The 17,037-nt window shown below is 39.8% G+C and carries 17 protein-coding genes and 1 pseudogene; 15 read left to right on the top strand and 3 right to left on the bottom strand.

Annotation, left to right across the window (positions count from 1 at the left end; all coding sequences use genetic code 11):
• Positions 1 to 109: 109 nt before the first annotated feature.
• The 11 genes and pseudogenes from R0J88_RS04010 to R0J88_RS03960 all read left to right on the top strand — a co-directional run bounded on the left by R0J88_RS04010 (position 110) and on the right by R0J88_RS03960 (position 8,615).
• The gene (locus R0J88_RS04010) at positions 110 to 763 is read left to right on the top strand and encodes a thermostable hemolysin (RefSeq protein ID WP_410899155.1); all 654 of its coding nucleotides are present in this window, start codon (positions 110 to 112) and stop codon (positions 761 to 763) included.
• Entirely contained in the window at positions 760 to 2,238 is a 1,479-nt protein-coding gene (locus R0J88_RS04005) for an AMP-binding protein (protein ID WP_410899154.1), read from the top strand. Before R0J88_RS04010 ends, R0J88_RS04005 begins: the two co-directional genes overlap by 4 nt.
• On the top strand, positions 2,231 to 2,920 hold the full coding sequence (locus tag R0J88_RS04000; protein ID WP_410899153.1) for a TenA family transcriptional regulator: 690 nt from the start codon (positions 2,231 to 2,233) through the stop codon (positions 2,918 to 2,920). Before R0J88_RS04005 ends, R0J88_RS04000 begins: the two co-directional genes overlap by 8 nt.
• Positions 2,917 to 3,687 carry an SDR family oxidoreductase gene (locus tag R0J88_RS03995; RefSeq protein WP_410899152.1) on the top strand — a complete coding sequence of 257 codons (771 nt, stop codon included), beginning with the start codon at positions 2,917 to 2,919 and terminating at the stop codon, positions 3,685 to 3,687. The genes R0J88_RS04000 and R0J88_RS03995 overlap by 4 nt, the downstream gene beginning before the upstream one ends.
• Positions 3,688 to 3,700: 13 nt before the next feature.
• Positions 3,701 to 4,348 carry a hypothetical protein gene (locus R0J88_RS03990; RefSeq protein ID WP_410899151.1) on the top strand — a complete coding sequence of 216 codons (648 nt, stop codon included), beginning with the start codon at positions 3,701 to 3,703 and terminating at the stop codon, positions 4,346 to 4,348.
• A gap of 11 nt (positions 4,349 to 4,359) precedes the next feature.
• Positions 4,360 to 5,019, top strand: a complete 660-nt coding sequence (locus R0J88_RS03985; protein ID WP_410899150.1) for a response regulator — start codon at positions 4,360 to 4,362, stop codon at positions 5,017 to 5,019.
• Between the two features lie 62 nt (positions 5,020 to 5,081).
• Complete coding sequence (locus R0J88_RS03980) at positions 5,082 to 6,383, top strand: ATP-binding protein (protein WP_410899149.1); 1,302 nt, start codon at positions 5,082 to 5,084, stop codon at positions 6,381 to 6,383.
• The gene (locus R0J88_RS03975) at positions 6,376 to 6,729 is read left to right on the top strand and encodes a cupredoxin domain-containing protein (RefSeq protein WP_410899148.1); all 354 of its coding nucleotides are present in this window, start codon (positions 6,376 to 6,378) and stop codon (positions 6,727 to 6,729) included. The genes R0J88_RS03980 and R0J88_RS03975 overlap by 8 nt, the downstream gene beginning before the upstream one ends.
• Positions 6,716 to 7,456: pseudogene (locus R0J88_RS03970) on the top strand (iron transporter). Before R0J88_RS03975 ends, R0J88_RS03970 begins: the two are co-directional and overlap by 14 nt.
• On the top strand, positions 7,453 to 8,166 hold the full coding sequence (locus R0J88_RS03965) for a hypothetical protein (protein WP_410899147.1): 714 nt from the start codon (positions 7,453 to 7,455) through the stop codon (positions 8,164 to 8,166). The pseudogene R0J88_RS03970 and the gene R0J88_RS03965 overlap by 4 nt, the downstream one beginning before the upstream one ends.
• A 239-nt stretch (positions 8,167 to 8,405) precedes the next feature.
• Entirely contained in the window at positions 8,406 to 8,615 is a 210-nt protein-coding gene (locus R0J88_RS03960) for a cold-shock protein (RefSeq protein WP_002959120.1), read from the top strand.
• A gap of 426 nt (positions 8,616 to 9,041) precedes the next feature.
• Here R0J88_RS03960 and R0J88_RS03955 read toward each other — a convergent pair whose 3' ends face one another.
• The 3 genes from R0J88_RS03955 to udk all read right to left on the bottom strand — a co-directional run bounded on the left by R0J88_RS03955 (position 9,042) and on the right by udk (position 11,887).
• Positions 9,042 to 9,752, bottom strand: a complete 711-nt coding sequence (locus R0J88_RS03955; protein WP_410899146.1) for a substrate-binding periplasmic protein — start codon at positions 9,750 to 9,752, stop codon at positions 9,042 to 9,044.
• 258 nt (positions 9,753 to 10,010) lie between these two features.
• Positions 10,011 to 11,237, bottom strand: a complete 1,227-nt coding sequence (locus R0J88_RS03950) for a NupC/NupG family nucleoside CNT transporter (RefSeq protein WP_410899145.1) — start codon at positions 11,235 to 11,237, stop codon at positions 10,011 to 10,013.
• 17 nt (positions 11,238 to 11,254) lie between these two features.
• Positions 11,255 to 11,887 carry a uridine kinase gene (gene udk / locus R0J88_RS03945; protein WP_006794607.1) on the bottom strand — a complete coding sequence of 211 codons (633 nt, stop codon included), beginning with the start codon at positions 11,885 to 11,887 and terminating at the stop codon, positions 11,255 to 11,257.
• 192 nt (positions 11,888 to 12,079) lie between these two features.
• Here udk and R0J88_RS03940 point away from each other — a divergent pair, with 192 nt between their 5' ends.
• From R0J88_RS03940 to R0J88_RS03925, 4 genes are all read left to right on the top strand, one after another.
• A complete protein-coding gene (locus R0J88_RS03940) occupies positions 12,080 to 13,297 on the top strand; it encodes a phosphopentomutase (protein ID WP_410899144.1) in 1,218 nt (405 codons plus the stop codon).
• A 14-nt stretch (positions 13,298 to 13,311) separates the two neighbouring features.
• Positions 13,312 to 14,013, top strand: a complete 702-nt coding sequence (gene deoD / locus R0J88_RS03935; protein WP_006794609.1) for a purine-nucleoside phosphorylase — start codon at positions 13,312 to 13,314, stop codon at positions 14,011 to 14,013.
• A gap of 887 nt (positions 14,014 to 14,900) precedes the next feature.
• Positions 14,901 to 15,569, top strand: coding sequence for a nuclear transport factor 2 family protein (locus tag R0J88_RS03930; protein ID WP_410899143.1), 669 nt, complete (start codon positions 14,901 to 14,903; stop codon positions 15,567 to 15,569).
• 8 nt (positions 15,570 to 15,577) lie between these two features.
• Positions 15,578 to 15,898, top strand: coding sequence for a hypothetical protein (locus R0J88_RS03925; RefSeq protein ID WP_410899142.1), 321 nt, complete (start codon positions 15,578 to 15,580; stop codon positions 15,896 to 15,898).
• Positions 15,899 to 17,037: the final 1,139 nt, after the last annotated feature.

The following is a 17,037-nucleotide window of genomic DNA, read 5'->3' as shown; positions in this document are numbered from 1 at the left end:
ACTTTACTTTAAAAGCCCTTAAATTTATTTAAGGGCTTTTTTGTTTCTTAAGTTTTTTTTAAGTTTCGCTCTTTAACTTATAAACATACTTCTTAAACGGGCGATGTTTATGCAATTAGCACAGTCAAACTTATCACTAGATAACATATCAAATTCGGCACATTTAATAACTGCTCGAGAAAATGGTGAGCATCGCAATGCACTAGAATCTGCGGTAAAAGATGGATTTTTAGTGGCTTACAATGCAACGCTTAAATCATTTATGCCACTACTTTGCCAATACACAACAAGTGAGGGGCAATGTACGTTAGGTTTAAGGCAAGCTACCTCTCCCTTATTTATTGAGCAGTACACTGCAGAGCCCATTGAGCACTTTATATTAGGACAAACTCCGCGTAGCAAAATATTTGAGTTAGGTAACTTATGCTCTACACATCGTAGGGCAACGCTTGGTCATTTTATTGTTGTTAACGAGGCGCTTTACAATACTGGAGCTAAATATTTAGTATTTTGCGCTACAAAAAAAGTACGGGCGATGGTTCGAATGCTGGGTGTTAACTGCACTGAAGTTGCTGTTGCTAACAGCTTTGTAGTTGAAAACCCATTAAGTTGGGGAAGTTATTATGCAAACCAACCTACGGTGTGCATTGTTAATTTAGCGCAGGCACATCAGCAAGTACTTAACACACCCATGCTGCTAAATATTAAACAGCAAAGCACACAACAAATTAATGCCTTGATGACCGCGTTGGAGAGCTTATGAGCCTATTAAATAATATTAATAAGGTCGCGAATGAGCCCGTGGTTGTTAGTTACTTAGCCAATAAAGTAGTGCCTATTAGTGCTTTGGAGTTACAACAAGAAACTAATAAGCTGACAGCTATTTTTAACGCTTTAGACTCTGGCGCAATTGCCTTCCAGCTTGATAATACTCCAGCTTGGCTGGTTGTTGATGCCGCAACCAGCGCTGCAAACAAGGTTGCGGTGCCTATCGCCCATTTTTTTAGTCATCAGCAAACACAGTATGTGCTAGCTCAATGCGGTGCGCAGTTTTTTATTAGTGATATGCCACGTGATTCACTTGGTAAGCATTTATTGTCGGTAACATTATTTGAGCATTATACCTTTTATATTTATCAGCTCGATGCGATTGAGCCCGTGGACTATTTTACTGGTACGCAAAAAATTACATTTACTTCAGGTTCTACTGGCGAGCCAAAAGGGGTGTGCTTATCAACACAAAGCCAGTTGCAGGTCGCTAAGTCATTATGTGAGCGAATAAACATTAGTAACCCTGTGCATCTATGTTTACTTCCGCTGCCAGTACTATTAGAAAATATAGCGGGTGTGTATGCGCCTCTGTTAAGTGGTGGTTGTGTACATTTAATGCCGCTAAATGAATTAGGTTTTGTTGGCTCAGGGTTAAAAAACCCTAACAAACTCATTAGCGCAATCGATAGTGTAAAACCTAACACCCTTATTTTAGTGCCTGAGTTATTAACATGTTTAGTTGCCTTTGCAAAACAAGGCTGGCAGCCACCAAAGTCACTTAAGTTTATTGCTGTTGGCGGAGCACGGGTTAGTGAGTCTTTAATTTTAGCTGCACGAGAATATAACCTACCGGTTTATCAAGGTTATGGTTTGTCTGAGGCAGCCTCAGTGGTGAGTTTAAATACCCCCAATGATGACGATATAAATAGTGCTGGTGAAGTGCTAGGGCACGTTGAAACGAAAGTTGAAAATGGTGAGTTATTTATTAAAGGATCGTTATTTTTAGGGTATTTAAATCAAACGCCGCATAACCCAAATACCTGGTACGCCACTGGCGACTTAGTAACTAAGCACAATAATAAGCTTTACATAAAAGGGCGAGTAAAAAACCTGATCATCACCAGTATGGGGCGAAATGTTAGCGCCGAATGGCCTGAATCATTAATTTTAAGCCAAAGTGCGATACAGCAGGCGGTGGTGTTTGGTGAAAGCCAGCAATTTTTAAGCGCGCTTATTTATGCGGCTCCCGGATTTAGTGATGAGCAATTAAAAGCACATTTAAAAACAGTAAACCAGCAACTTCCCGACTACGCACAGATTAAAAAGTGGCACCGTTTAGCCCAACCTTTAAACGAGCAGCAAGGATTATTAACCGCTAATAATCGCCCTAAACGAGCAGCAATTAGCCAGCACTATAGCCCTATCTTTGAACAATTTTACCGACTTGGAGCAGTGATCCATGAGTAATTTTTTTAATACATTAAAAGCACAAACTCAAAACGAGCGTGAGTACTTATTAGCTGCGCCAATTATACAGCGTGTATTTAACGGACAAGCAACGCTTGAAGAGTATGCCTCGTTTTTAGCGCAGGCTTATCATCATGTAAAACACACCGTTCCTTTAATGATGTCACTTGGCGCACGTTTAACTGATGAGCAAGAATGGTTACGTGAAGCGGTAGCTGAATATATTGAAGAAGAAATTGGTCATCAGGAGTGGGTGCTAAACGATATTGCCGCCTGTGGGTTTGATAAAGAAAGTGTGCGCCATAGTCAGCCACAATTTGCTACCGAAATGATGGTCTCGTATGCGTATGACAGTATCGCTCGTAAAAACCCATTAGGCTTTTTTGGCATGGTCCATGTACTCGAAGGGACTTCAATTGCACTGGCTGATGGCGCAGCTTCAAATATTGCTGATGCAGTTGGTTTACCTAAAAAAGCATTTAGCTATTTAACCTCTCATGGTGCGCTTGATATAGAGCACGTAAAGTTTTTTGAAAACTTGATGAACCAAATTACTGACGAGGCGGATCAGCAGGCTATTTTACATGGTGCAAAGTGTTTTTACCGTTTATACGGGAATATATTTCGCGCTTTAGACGACGAGCCGTTTTTTAAAGCATCAGCACAAGAGCAACACGCATGAATACCGGCTTATGTGTATTAACTGGTGCGACAGGCGGTATTGGTCAAGCCATTGCCAAAACACTGCACGGCCAAGGTTGGCAACTACTCTTGGTGGGGCGAAATAGTGAAACCTTAAATACGTTAAGTAGCCAGTGCCCAGGTAGTATGGTTTTTGTGGGGGATTTAACGGTTGCCGAAAACATGTTGGCACTAGCCATTAAAGCTAAAAAATTAGGTGGCGCTAAGTTACTAATAAATAATGCAGGCATTAATGTGATGCAAAGCTTAAGTAACTGTAGTAGCGAACAAATTGATAATCTACTGAGCACTAATTTAGCCGTCCCTATGAAATTATGTCAGCTGTTTTTAGCGCAGTTGCACGCGAATAAAGGCACCATAGTTAATGTTGGATCGTCATTTGGCAGCATAGGTTACCCATATCAAACACTTTACTGTGCTAGTAAGTTCGGTTTACGTGGTTTTAGCGAAGCGCTATCACGAGAGCTCTCAGACACTGGCGTTAAAGTTACTTATTTAGCACCCAGAGCAACCGATACAGATATTAATGATGCACAAACGCGGGCAATGAACAAAGCGCTTGGTAATCAAATGGACTCCACACAGTTGGTGGCTGATGAGTTAGTTGCGTTATTAAACTCAAATAAAACCAGACGATTTATTGGTTTTCCTGAGAAACTTTTTGCACGTATCAATGGCGTTTTTCCACGTATTGTGGATAACGCAATTGCTAAACAACTTCCTAAAATAAAACAGTTTTTAGGTTAATAGAGGATTTATTATGAAAAAATTTACTTTAGTAGCTTATTTAAGCATTGTTAGTGTGTTTTCATCGCCGGTATTTGCAGACGAACAAAGCGATTTACTCGCTATTCAACAGCAGTGGGCGGTCGCTAATTATGAGCTAAAAGATGACGCACAAATCAAAGCGTTTACTCAACTGAGTGAGCAAAGTGCTCAATTTATTGAAAACTATCCTGATTCAGCAAATAGCTATACGTGGAACGGCATTGTACTGGCAAGTTTTGCTGGCGCAAAGGGCGGATTAGGAGCCCTGGGCTATGCTAAAGATGCAAAAGCGTCATTAGAGCAAGCCCTTAAAATAGACGACAGTGCTTTAGGTGGCTCAGCGTATGCTAGCCTTGCAACCTTATACAGTAAAGTACCGGGTTGGCCAATTGGTTTTGGTGATGATGACACCGCCGATAAGTTTTTTAAGCAAGCGCTCGCTTTTAACAAAAAAGGCATTGATACTAATTACTTGTATGGTGAGTTTTTATATGACGAACGTGAATATGATCAAGCTAAAGCCCATTTGTTAGTTGCGCAAGCTGCAGGTATTCGTGATACTCGTGCTAAAGCTGATAAATATCGTCAACAAGCAATTAGCTCTTTATTAGCTAAAGTAGATAAAAAACTAAAGAGATAGCAAAATAAACAATGCATTTATTATTAGTTGAAGATGATCATCTTGTGGCGCAAGGGCTTTGCCGCTCATTGCGCCAAGAAGGCTACAGTGTAGAGCATAGCGCAACGGTTAAGCATGCGTTGCAATGCTTAGGCAGTGGTGAAATAGAGTTGGTTATACTTGACCTAGGTTTACCCGATGGTGATGGTTCACAAATTTTAAAGCACATAAAAGCCCAAAAAAAAGTGATTCCGGTGGTTATACTAACCGCACGAAGTAGCATAGATGACAAAGTGCAAGGGCTTGATATGGGCGCTGATGATTATTTAGCTAAGCCATTTGAACCAGCCGAATTATTTGCTCGTTTGCGCGTAGCTAGCCGACGAGTAAATCAAGCTCAGTCGAGTTTATTACAGTGTGGTGAAGTGACTATGGACACGTCAGCGCATACTGTCACACTCAACCATGAGCTACTTTCTCTACCACGAAAAGAGTACATGCTGCTAAAGGCGCTATTGGAAAACCAAGGTCGCGTGCAATCTAAACAGCAGTTAGAAAATAAACTCTATCAATGGGGTGAAGAGATTGGCTCTAACACCATTGAAGTGCATATTCATCACCTACGAAAAAAATTCCCCAGCGATTTTATTAAAACTCTCCGTGGTATTGGCTATGTCGTGGGAAAGAGGTAGTTCACGTGATTAAAACGCCGCTAGATTGCACAAACTTGGATTTACAAAGGTAATCATGTTCCATGTCAATTCGTAAGCGTTTAACCCTTATTTTACTATCAATGATGGTGTTAACCTGCTTTTTAGCTTTAGTCAAAGGCTACCAAAAAAGTATGAGCCATGGTGAGCAGCTACTTGATAGTGAGCTAAAAGTGGTCGCTGGAGTGTTGATGCAACAGCCTTTATCTATAAACGCCGTGGCGCCAAAAATGCAAGAAAGCGCCCAGTTACTGTATCAAATTTGGCAAGGGGGTGAGCTCCTTAGTGGCTCTGACGAATTAAATCTTGATTTGAGCCAGTATCAAACGGGTTTTCAAACGCTTAACATTGCAGGGCAGCGAATGCGGGTATTCGTTTTTGCTACTTCTTTACGCACCGTTATTGTTGCCGAGCCGATTGCTAAGCGGTTTGAGCTTGCCGAGGCGGTTATTTTATCAGCCATGTTACCCATGTTATGGGCGGTTCCTTTGCTTGCACTATTTATTAGCTTTTTTGTTAAATATGCACTGGCACCATTAACCCGTTTATCAAAACAGTTAGCTCTGCGCCAAGCAAATGATTTCACAGCGATCAATTGGCAGGTGACTGATGAAGAGATAAAACCGGTGATCAGCCGCTTAAACGACTTATTTAAACGCGTAGAAACCGCCTATTTAAGAGAGCGTTTTTTTGCCTCTGATGCGGCACATGAATTACGTACTCCCCTGAGCAGTTTAAAAATTAATGTGCATAATTTGGCAGCTCAACAAGGCGATAACCAAGAATTACAAGCCATGACTCAAGGTATTAATCGACTATCCAATATAGTAGAGCAAATGCTAATACTAGGGCGTACTCAGCCAGAGCAGTGGCAAAAGCAATTTAAGGAGCAGTCATTATTAGCGATCACGCAAGAAGGTGTTAGCCATTTGTATGAAAAAATAGAGGCTAAAAACCACTCTATCAGTCTTGAGGGAGACGACTTTATAATTAACGGCGATGAATTTACCTTAGTGACACTGATTTCAAACCTACTTAGCAATGCTATAAAGTACGCACCAGCCAATGGACAAATAAAAATAACCCTAAAGCAGATACACAAGCAACGTATTTGGCAAATAGAGGACAGTGGCCCTGGTATGACGGACGATCAGAAACAACGAATATTTAACCGTTTTTATCGTGTTGGCGGTGACCAACACCCTTCGGGCGAACAAGGTACAGGCTTGGGCATGGCAATTGTGCAGCATATTATTGCTATATATCGCGCTGAAATTCACCTAACGGATAGTGATTTGGGTGGCTTAAAAGTACAAGTAGTTTTTGCAGGAGCTAAATGTGATTAAACGACTTATTAGGCCTTACTTATATTGTTGTGTATTTTTGTCATTTAACGCCGCCAGTAAAGACTACCTTATTGTACTAAAAGATCATTTGTTTTACCCCTCAGAAATCGTCGTGCCAGCTAATAAAAAGGTACGCTTGTTAATCGAAAATCAAGATAGTACGCCTGAAGAATTCGATAGTTTCGATCTCAACCGGGAAAAAGTACTTTACCCTAAGCGCAAAAGCGTTATCTATATAGGGCCGTTAATCCCTGGGCGCTATGAGTTTTTTGGCGAGTTTTCGCCAAATACGGCGCGTGGTGCTGTCGTAGTGACTGAAAAGGAGCGCTCTAATGCTAATAACTAGCCTAGTGATGAGCCTCAATCAATTGCTGCCGGTCGCCATTTTACTTATTTTACTGCAAGTGATTGCCAAGCAAAGCTTATTACGGTTATTGGGTATGCTTGTTTTAGGCATAGGCCTAACATTTTTATTTGTAAAAAGTGCGCCGTTAATTAGCCCCTTGTTTGATTATCAGGGTTTAGAGTATGCCCAAATTGGTTTGTGTATTTTAATTTTTATTAGTGCGCTTTACTACGCCATTAAACAAGCAACAGCTGCTTTTATGATTGCGATTATTAGCGTAATGACACTTTATTTAAGTCACTACATTATTTACCTAATTGGCTATTGGCAAAACAACGAAGCGGCTCGAAGTTTATTTATTGGCACTTTTTTAGGGTTGGGAATATGCAGCAGCTTTAGCGTGTTGTTGTATTTTTTATTGAGTGCAACCAAGCAGCGCTTTGGGCTTACTCCTTTATTGGTATTGTTAGCATTAAATAGTTCGGCAAAAATAGTTGTGGCGCTTGATTTGGCGAGCCAAATTGATTTGATAGCAACAACGGTAACCGTATGGGATTTACGTGCCATTTTAACCTAAAACTCAGAGTTTGGACGAGTATTGCGAGCTCTTACCGGTTATGAGGCTACGCCTAATTTAACCAGTGTTTTAAGTTATGTGCTGAGCAGCGTGTTATTTTTATCAGTTTGTTATTTTATTCCTAAATCAATAACTAAGGAACAATCATGAAAGCAATAAACCTATTTGCAGCCACTGTATTAATTGGTTTTTGTTTATTAATACCTAAGCTGGCTTATGCTGATAGCATAGTGGTTGATAAAGTTTATCATCCGTATGTGTTGCCGTTTGAGCGCGAGCTAGAGTGGCGGCTTGTGTCACATCAAACCGACAGTGGTAATATTTTAGCGCAGCGCGTTGGCTTAGGCGGCGCAATTAACGACACCATGGCATTGGAAGGCTATTTAGTGGGCGAGCGAGATGATAACGGCGACTTTGGCTTGCAAGCGTATGAGTTAGAGCTTAGATGGCAACTAATAGAGCAAGGCCGGTTATGGGCCGATTGGGGCGCTTTGTTTGAACTAGAAAAACAACATATCAAAGATGTTTTTGAAGCCACAACGGGATTTGTAGTTGAAAAAGAGTTCGGTCGTGCAAGTCTCACCATGAATGCTTTTTTGGTATACGAATGGGGGCAAGACATAGAGAATGAGTGGGAGACAGAGTTTAGGGCACAATATCGCTACCGATACTTGTCTGCGTTTCAACCCTCTATTGAGTTGTATGCAGGGGAGGATTTTATCGGAATTGGACCCGGGTTTATTGGGTTATACCGGTTTGAAGGTCAAAAACAGCTAAAATGGGAAGCCGGTTTTATAAGTGAAATTAGCCAGTCTGATAAAAACCACAGTTTTAGACTAGCCCTAGAATTTGAATTTTAAGCTAGCAAACACAATGTGGTTATTTGTTGCTCAGTATTTAAAGGAAGTGCTTGACTTATATTTGGTTATCTATATAGTGGGCCGCAGCTAGAAAGAAAGCATGTAAGCTATAAATCTCCATTTCGTTGTTGTATAAGTAATACTTGTAGTACCGTCCTGAAGTTTTTAAAGTACCATCTCATTTTTTGCTACACCCGCTCATATGAGCATATTTTTTATTTTTATATCAGGATATTACAATGTCTAACATCGTATCAGGTACAGTTAAGTGGTTTAACGAGTCTAAAGGTTTTGGTTTCATCGAGCAAGAAAATGGCCCAGACGTTTTCGCACATTTCTCAGCAATCAAAAGCGAAGGTTTCAAAACTTTAGCTGAAGGCCAACGTGTAGAGTTTACTCTTTCACAAGGTCAAAAAGGTCCTCAAGCTGATAACATCACAGCTGTATAATTTTACTTTTTAAGTAAAATGAAAAAAAAGCGCCTAGGGCGCTTTTTTTGTGCCTAAAATAAACCTAACTTATGTAACAACCCTACCTACTACACACAAGCACAATTTAAGTGATTCTATTTCCCCCTAAACACCACTACTTTTTGGCAGTAATACGTGGCAATAAAATGTCGAAATAGCCAGTTTTAATGAATAATACCAACTCCCTTAATTAAGAGATCTTTTGAGGATGAAAAAGCGCGTGAAAGCTGCTCTAAATGAGTTTTTTACGCAGATAACGATACGTTTTGCATTGCAGGTTGGTATAAAAGCGAAGAAGCTGACAAGTGCTTGCAGCGCTTATTAAAGTACTAATTAATACGATGAGGTAACAAACACTTGTTATTGGTTTTCAGCACAGGTAAACAATACAAATTAAAAGTTTGCTTATTTACCGTAAGGGCTTTTTTTAGTTTTGTTTATCTCTTTATGTGCTTTTTGCATTTTTTCTATAAGAACTGTATCTGTATCTTTATTTGCAGCTAAATAAGCAACCGTTGTTAGTGCATCTATTTTAAAAATAAACTTTAAGTGGCCAGGCTTAAGTTTGAAGTAATCACTGTATTGGAGCATGTAATGCGGGTCATCTAATATTAGATCTACTTTTTTCGCTAGTAGTAACTGATAAGAATGCTGTATATCTGAAGTTATAACGCCCTCAAACCCCATTTTTGTGAGAGTTTGTGTTGAAAAGTCGTTATGTTGCATAGCAATTTTGTAATTTTTTGCTTGGTTAATATTATTGATTACTATATCTGTTCTGTCTGATAGCCCAACAAACCCCATTTCAAAGCGACCAATTTCGCCTACCCACTGAAATTGATTTTCTCGTTCTGCTGTACGAGCAATACTGTATATAAACGTGTTTTTCTCCTCGCTTGCCATTTTATAAGCGCGAGCCCAAGGGTACATTTGTATGTCTGGTGTTAAACCGGCCTGTTTAAATATGTCCCTTATGTACTGTGTCCCTTTACCTTGAACTTCACCGTCTATTAAAAATTGATTAGGCGGTGCTAATTCTGTAACTACCAGTAACGGTTTTTCAGCTAAAGTAGAAAACGATAAAACAAGTATAAAAAGGGTCAGAATGTATTTCACAACAGCGAGTCATTATTGGATTAAAAACACTAACTTAAGTGTGGAACAAAATAGAATAATTACAAAAAAAAGTGATTAAAATAGAGCATTATAATGATTAAGTGGTAGTTAGGATAAGGTAAAGGATAAGGTAATTTACGGCTAAAACGATAAAAGGGCCTTGCGGCCCTTGGTGAAGTATCGTTCAAGTCAGATAGCACTTTAACCCCTTAAAGTACTAACTTCTTGTTTTGCAACACCGGTTCATCTCTTAAGTTTCTAAGCTAGCGAGAGGAAAAACCCAGCAATTGCTGCGCTCATAAGGTTAGCCATAGATCCTGCTAACACTGCTCTGAGCCCTAAGCGTGCGATATCCTTCCGCCTGCTAGGCGCCATACCGCCTAACCCACCTAGTAAAATGGCTATCGATGATAAGTTAGCGAATCCACACAAAGCAAACGTAACAATTGCTTGTGTGTGCGCACTTAACGTATCGCGATAATTTATAAAGTCTAAGTAAGCAACAAACTCGTTTACTACTATCTTTTGACCAATAAAACTGCCGGCTATAATTGCTTCATCCCACGGTACACCTAGTAACCATGCAACAGGAGCAAATACATAACCTAAAATTTCTTGTAGCGTTAATGTTGGATGATCAAACCATCCGCCTACACCACCTAATAAACCATTTAGAAGCGCAATTAACGCTACGAATGCCAGTAGCATTGCACCAACATTAAGTGCTAAATGCATACCATTTGCCGCACCTGATGCAGCAGCATCAATTACGTTTACCGGTTTATCGTCATCGTTTAAATCTAAATCAGCTAAGTTATCTTTAGGTGTTTCTGTTTCTGGCACAATCATTTTTGCCATTAAAAAACCACCCGGTGCCGCCATAAAGCTGGCTGCAATTAAGTACTTAAGCTCTACACCAATAATTACGTAACCAGCCATTACAGACCCAGCTACAGTGGCTAAGCCACCTACCATTACAGCAAATAACTCAGACTTGGTCATTGTTGATATAAAAGGTTTAACAATTAACGGTGCTTCAGTTTGGCCAACAAAAATGTTTGCTGTTGCTGAAAGTGATTCTGTGCGCGAGGTTTTTAAAAGCTTTTGTAAACCACCGCCTAAAATCTTAATAATCCAATCCATAATGCCAATGTGATATAAAACAGCAACTAGCGCTGAGAAAAACACAATAACGGGCAAAACCTGAATTGCAAAAATAAAACCGAGTGTGTCTTGTGAAGCCAGAGGGCCAAACAAAAAGCCAATACCATCGTTGGCATAGCCAATAACCGATGAAACAGCGGCCGACATACTTGCTAATACGTTTTTTCCTGCGTCAAAAAACAGAACAAAGCCACCAATAACAACTTGCATTGCAAATGCTATAGCAACGGTTCTTAAATTAATTGCCTTGCGATTAGTTGACGCGGCAAAGGCAATACCCAGCAGCACACACATGCCTACTAAGCTCATAAATGTTGTCATACAAATGTTTCCCGTTGTTATTCTTGTAGTAAATATTTAATTTTACTTTTTATAATATCAATCGCAACGCGGTTCATGCCGCCTCGAGTCACTACTAAATCTGCATTATGCTTAGAAGGCTCAATAAATTGATAAAACATCGGTCTTACAGTTGCTTGATACTGTTCAACAACAGATTGTAACGTTCTGCCTCGCTGCTCCATATCACGTTGCATACGACGCATTAAGCAGATATCTAAAGGGGTATCTATAAATACCTTAATATCAAATTCTTTATTAAGCGCTTTGTCGCTCAGTAATAAAATACCTTCAACAATTAAAATTTTTGCAGCGGCTACACGTCGCGTTTTATCGCTGCGGGTATGCTGTGCATAATCATATGTTGGTACTTCTACTGAATTTCCGCTACGAAGTTGAGTTAAATGTTCAAGCATTAACTCATGTTCAAATGCATCAGGGTGGTCGTAGTTCGTTTGCGTACGATGAGCCATCGGCAAATGCGACTGATCCTTGTAATAAGCATCTTCTTCAATAATGGCAATTGCGCCCGGTTCAAGCTCATTAACCAACTCGTTGTATATAGTTTGGCTAAAAAGAGATTTGCCCGACGCAGACGCGCCAGCAATAGCTATAATAGTTGTTCGTGTCACTAAAGTTCTCACCCACACAGAAGGATATATTGTTGGTAGATCACAATAGCAAAAAAGACACGATTAATCTCTTTTGCTTCGCTTAAGAACGCAAATTTATAATGTTTAGGTTTTATGAAACAGGACTTTTGTCCTGTACGTAAAAATCGTTCAGCAGATAAAGTAACCACCTAGAAACAAAGTGAGGTCAAAATGGCAAGAGCAATTATCTTAATGGCAGATAGCCTAGGAATCGGTGCAGCACCAGATGCAGATAAATTTGGTGATCTTGGCGCCAATACATTCGCTCACTTATTAAAAGCATATTACGACGAAACAGGCAGTGCACTTTCGCTTCCTAACCTATCAAAATTAGGTTTAGTCGACGCCTGCGAAGCCGCCGGTGGAGAAACGTGTTTAGTTTCAGACCGCCAAGCACCACAAGGTGCATGGGGTTACGCTAAAGAACTTTCTAGCGGAAAAGACACACCATCAGGTCATTGGGAAATGGCTGGCGTACCTGTGTTATTTGATTGGGGATACTTCCCAAAAACACAGCCAAGTTTCCCACAAGAATTTGTAGACGAGTTTATAGCTCGTACAGGTATTCCTGGCATCTTAGGTAATTGCCATGCATCAGGAACAACCATATTAGAACAGCTAGGTGAAGAGCACGTAAAAACAGGTAAACCAATCTGTTACACCTCAGCTGATAGCGTGTTTCAAATAGCCGCGCATGAAGAGTCATTTGGCCTAGAGAAGCTTTATCAAGTTTGCGAAATCGCACGGGCGCTGCTTGATGAAATGAATATAGGGCGAGTGATTGCGCGGCCATTTTTGGGTTCAAATAGTCAAGACTTTGCACGAACAGGTAATCGTCGTGACTATTCAGTACTTCCGCCAGCACCTACCTTGTTAGATGTACTAGCAAAAGACGGCGGCGAAGTAATTAGTATTGGTAAAATTTCAGACATATATGCGCATCAAGGCATAACCCAAAAGCACAAAGCACCTGGGCTTATGAACTTGCTTGAAAAAACCAGCGAGGTTATTTCAACAGCACCTGATCGCAGCTTAATTTTTACCAACTTAGTTGATTTTGATGAAAAATTTGGTCATCGCCGTAATCCTGTAGGTTACGCTAAAGCATTAAAAGAATTTGATGACTACTTACCAACTATACTAAACCAGTTAAATGCAGATGATGTATTAATGATCACTGCCGACCACGGATGTGATCCAACCTTTCCAGGTTCTGAGCACACACGTGAATACGTACCTGTGATAGCGTATAAGCCTGGCATGGGTAATACGCCACTAGGTGAACGAGACAGTTTTGCAGATATTGGTCAAACACTAGCACAGTGGTTTAACTTGTCTGAGCTTGAATATGGCGACAGCTTTTTAACTCAATTAAACGCGCAAAAATAAAAAGGAAACAACGAATGAGTACTCCTCATATAAATGCAAATGTTGGTGATTTCGCCGAAACAGTTTTAATGCCAGGCGATCCGCTACGTGCGCAATATATTGCTGAAAACTTTTTAGATGATGCGGTACAAGTAACGGGTGTACGCAACATGTTTGGCTTTACAGGTACTTACAAAGGTAAGCCAGTAAGCATTATGGGTTCAGGCATGGGTATTCCATCAATGTCTATTTACGCACGTGAGCTAATTGTTAGCTTTGGCGTAAAAAACATTATACGTATTGGTACATGTGGCGGTATTGGTACCGACATTAAAATCCGTGACGTAATTTTTGCACAAGGTGCAAGCACAGATTCAAACGTAAACCGTGCACGTGTTCGTGGTTACGACTTTTCTGCAATTGCAGACTTTGACCTACTGTTAAACGGCGTAAACGCCGCAAAAGAGCTAGGTATTAAAGCAAAAGTAGGTAACGTATTCACAACCGACACTTTCTACCAAGCAGACGACACTTTCTACAAAGATTTAGATAAGTTAGGCGTTCTTGCAGTAGATATGGAAACAGCCGGTTTATATGGCGTTGCAGCTGAATACGGCGCAAACGCAATGGCGTTATTCACCGTAAGTGACCACGTGATCACTGGCGAAGCAACACCTGCCGATGAGCGTCAAAGCACGTTTAACGAAATGGTTAAAATTGCATTAGAGTCTATCTAATCAATAAAACAGTTCCTTGGTAACGTATTCACTAAGTTTTGGAGACACGCCCAAAGTGAAGTGAGACTAACCTCCAAAGCCGCATTTTATGCGGCTTTTTTTATGCCTTAATAATAAAATCATGAGTACCAGACTCTAAAAGCGCAGCGACTCTTAACCTCTTTGTGAATAATCTTTCAAAAACGTAATGCACAAAGAGAACAGAATGAGAAGAAAATGAGTAGCCAAATGAACAGGTTAGAGCTTTGTCTTGTAGACGCACGCTAGAAGCGTAGCTTCTTGTTACTTAAGAATAGATATGACCACAGAGCGCATCGAGGCGCTTCGCGCTACACCGAGTTAAAATATTGGTTAGTCGCTACTCCTGGTCTTCTCCTTCACTTCTCGGTGGTAAAACAATCATTTTTATAGCATAAGTAATATGTTGCTTTAAACGAAAGCAAAGCGAGTCTGTAGGCTACATTCAGCCACTGCTTTTAAATCTTAATGCACAAAGAGAAGCGAATGAGGAGTAAATGAGTAGCCATAGTAAGCAGGGTTAACTGATTTTGTAGACGAATGCTTGCTCACGTTAGAAGCGTAGCTTCTTGTTACTTAAAAAAGGTATCACTACAGAGCACACCGAGGCGCTTCGCGCTACACAGAGAAAACAGGAGTAACAATTAATCATGGCTCCTTGCCTTTTCTTTACTTCTCGGTGGTGAAACAATCAATTTTATACCATCATTAAAAATTATGTATTTAACAAAATTATTTTAAAAGCTGGGTTAAACTCAAGCTAAACTTCACTATGAAAGCCAAGGTCATTTATTTAATTGCTACCCGAAAACGTTAAAATTTGCTATGTTGCAATACAGTACACGCTTAGTGTTTTTATTAGGAAAGTTATGAAATCGTTATCTATTTTTTTTGCTTTATTTACCTTTACGCTAGCTTTAAATAGTTATGCCACAGAGCCCACTAACGAACAGCAAAAAGCGGACGAAAAAGTAAACACACTTGAATATAAAGCTCCTGAGCTTAAAAAACCTATTGTTGACCAAACCAAACCAGATGACTCAAAAGTGTTAGGCGATGAAACACCTAAGCCCGTTGAAAAGCCTAAAAATAAAATAGAAAAAGCGGCGGCCGTAGCCGAAGCAGAAAAAGCAGTAGCCCAAGCAAAAGAAGCCTTAACAGCTAAGCAGCAAGCTAAAGCCAAACAATCTCGCGAATCACTAGCCGTGGTTGAACAACTTATAAAAGCATACAACGCACGCAACATTGAAGAGTTTATTCGTGTTTACGATGAAGATGTAGAGTTTTATATTTTCCCCAATGAGCTATTATTTAAAGGAAAAGAAAAACTAATTGCACGTTATGGTTTAATGTTTAAAAAGCTAAAGTGTATCCACTCATCGCCAATTAAACGCATAGTACACGGTGATATAGTAATAGACCATGAGCTATCAGAAACCTGTTCAGCAGACGAGAACGTAATAGATAAACGCTCAGAGCTTGTATCGAGCTATCAAATTAAAAACGGAAAAATAATCCGCGTATTATTTTTTCGTTAAGGATTATTATGCAAATTACTGACGACAAAAAACTTCGCTTAATGTACAGAGTAGAGCCCGGTTGTTTAGGCCCTGAAGGCGCAGAATATATTGAAGATTTTTGTCGTTATGCCAACAAGCATATTAAGTCACCGTACTACGCACAATTTGTCTTTTTACCGCGTTACGATAAACAAAAAGACGAACGCCAATACAGCGTAAAAAACCGTAACCTATCGCAATTGCAGGTTAAAAAGTACTTTAGTTATTTTGAAATCGATATGGATGGCTTTGAAGAGCAACTCGACGAGCTACTCACCAAAGCAATCGACTTGTACTTTAAGCGCTAGTATTACAAGCTTAAATGACTGCAGGGTTTACATCTACATCTTAGATTTAGTCACTTTGCTATCAACATCAATTTTGCTCAACTTAGAAGCGCGGTTGCTGTTTATTCATCAAATTACTTGCCCCTACCTCGATAAGCGCAGCGTCTCTTAACCTCTTTGTGAATAATGGGCTTTTAGATCTTTAATGCACAAAGAGAAGCAAATGAGGAGTAAATGAGCAGCCAAAGTGACAGGGTAAGTGATCTTTTATCACCACAGAGCACACCGAGGCGCTTCGTGCTAAACAGAGAAAACACTAGTAATATTAGTTACTTATCCAGGTCTTCTCCTTCACTTCTCGGTGGTAAAACAATCACTTTTATAGCATAAGTAACATGTTGCTTTAAACGAAAGCAAAGCGCGCCTTCAGACCATATTTAACCACTGCTTTTGAAAAATGAGCTTTTCACTAACTCTAAAAGCGCAGCGTCTCTTAACCTCTTTGTGAATAATGGGCTTTAAAATTTAAATGCACAAAGAGAAATGAATGAGGACTAAATGAGTAGCCATAATACACAGCATAGAGCTTTGTTTTGTAGACGTAGAGCTTGCTAACGTTAGAAGTGAGACTTCTTATTACTTAAAATTAGATATGACCACAGAGTGCACCGAGGCGCTTCGCGCTACACAGAGTTAAAAAATATTGGTTAGTCACTGCTCCTGTTTTTCTCATTCACTTCTCGGTGGTAAAACAATCACTTTTATAGCATAACTAAAACGCTTCTACAGGCTGTATTTAGCCACGGCATTGTGAATATGAGCTTTAAAACAGTAATACACAAAGAGAAGCGAATGAGAAAACATAATGATCTGGGCAATGCTTAGCCTTGTTTTGTAGACGTAGAGCTTGCTCACGTTAGAAGCGTAGCTTCTTGTTTCAGATAAAATATTAAATTACTTAGTCCCTAACTCTAAAAGCGCAGCGCCTCTTAACCTCTTTGTGAAAAATGGGCTTTAAAACAGTAATGCACAAAGAGAAGCGAATGAGAAGAAAATGAGAAAACAAAGTGAACAGGTTATAGTTTAGCCTTGTTTTGTAGACGTAGAGCTTGCTCACGTTAGAAGCGTAGCTTCTTGTTTCAGATAAAATATTAAATTAC

The sequence above is a fragment of the Pseudoalteromonas sp. SIMBA_162 genome (assembly GCF_046535955.1).
GTDB lineage: Bacteria > Pseudomonadota > Gammaproteobacteria > Enterobacterales > Alteromonadaceae > Pseudoalteromonas > Pseudoalteromonas marina.
This window is presented reverse-complemented; position numbering and strand designations above follow the sequence as displayed.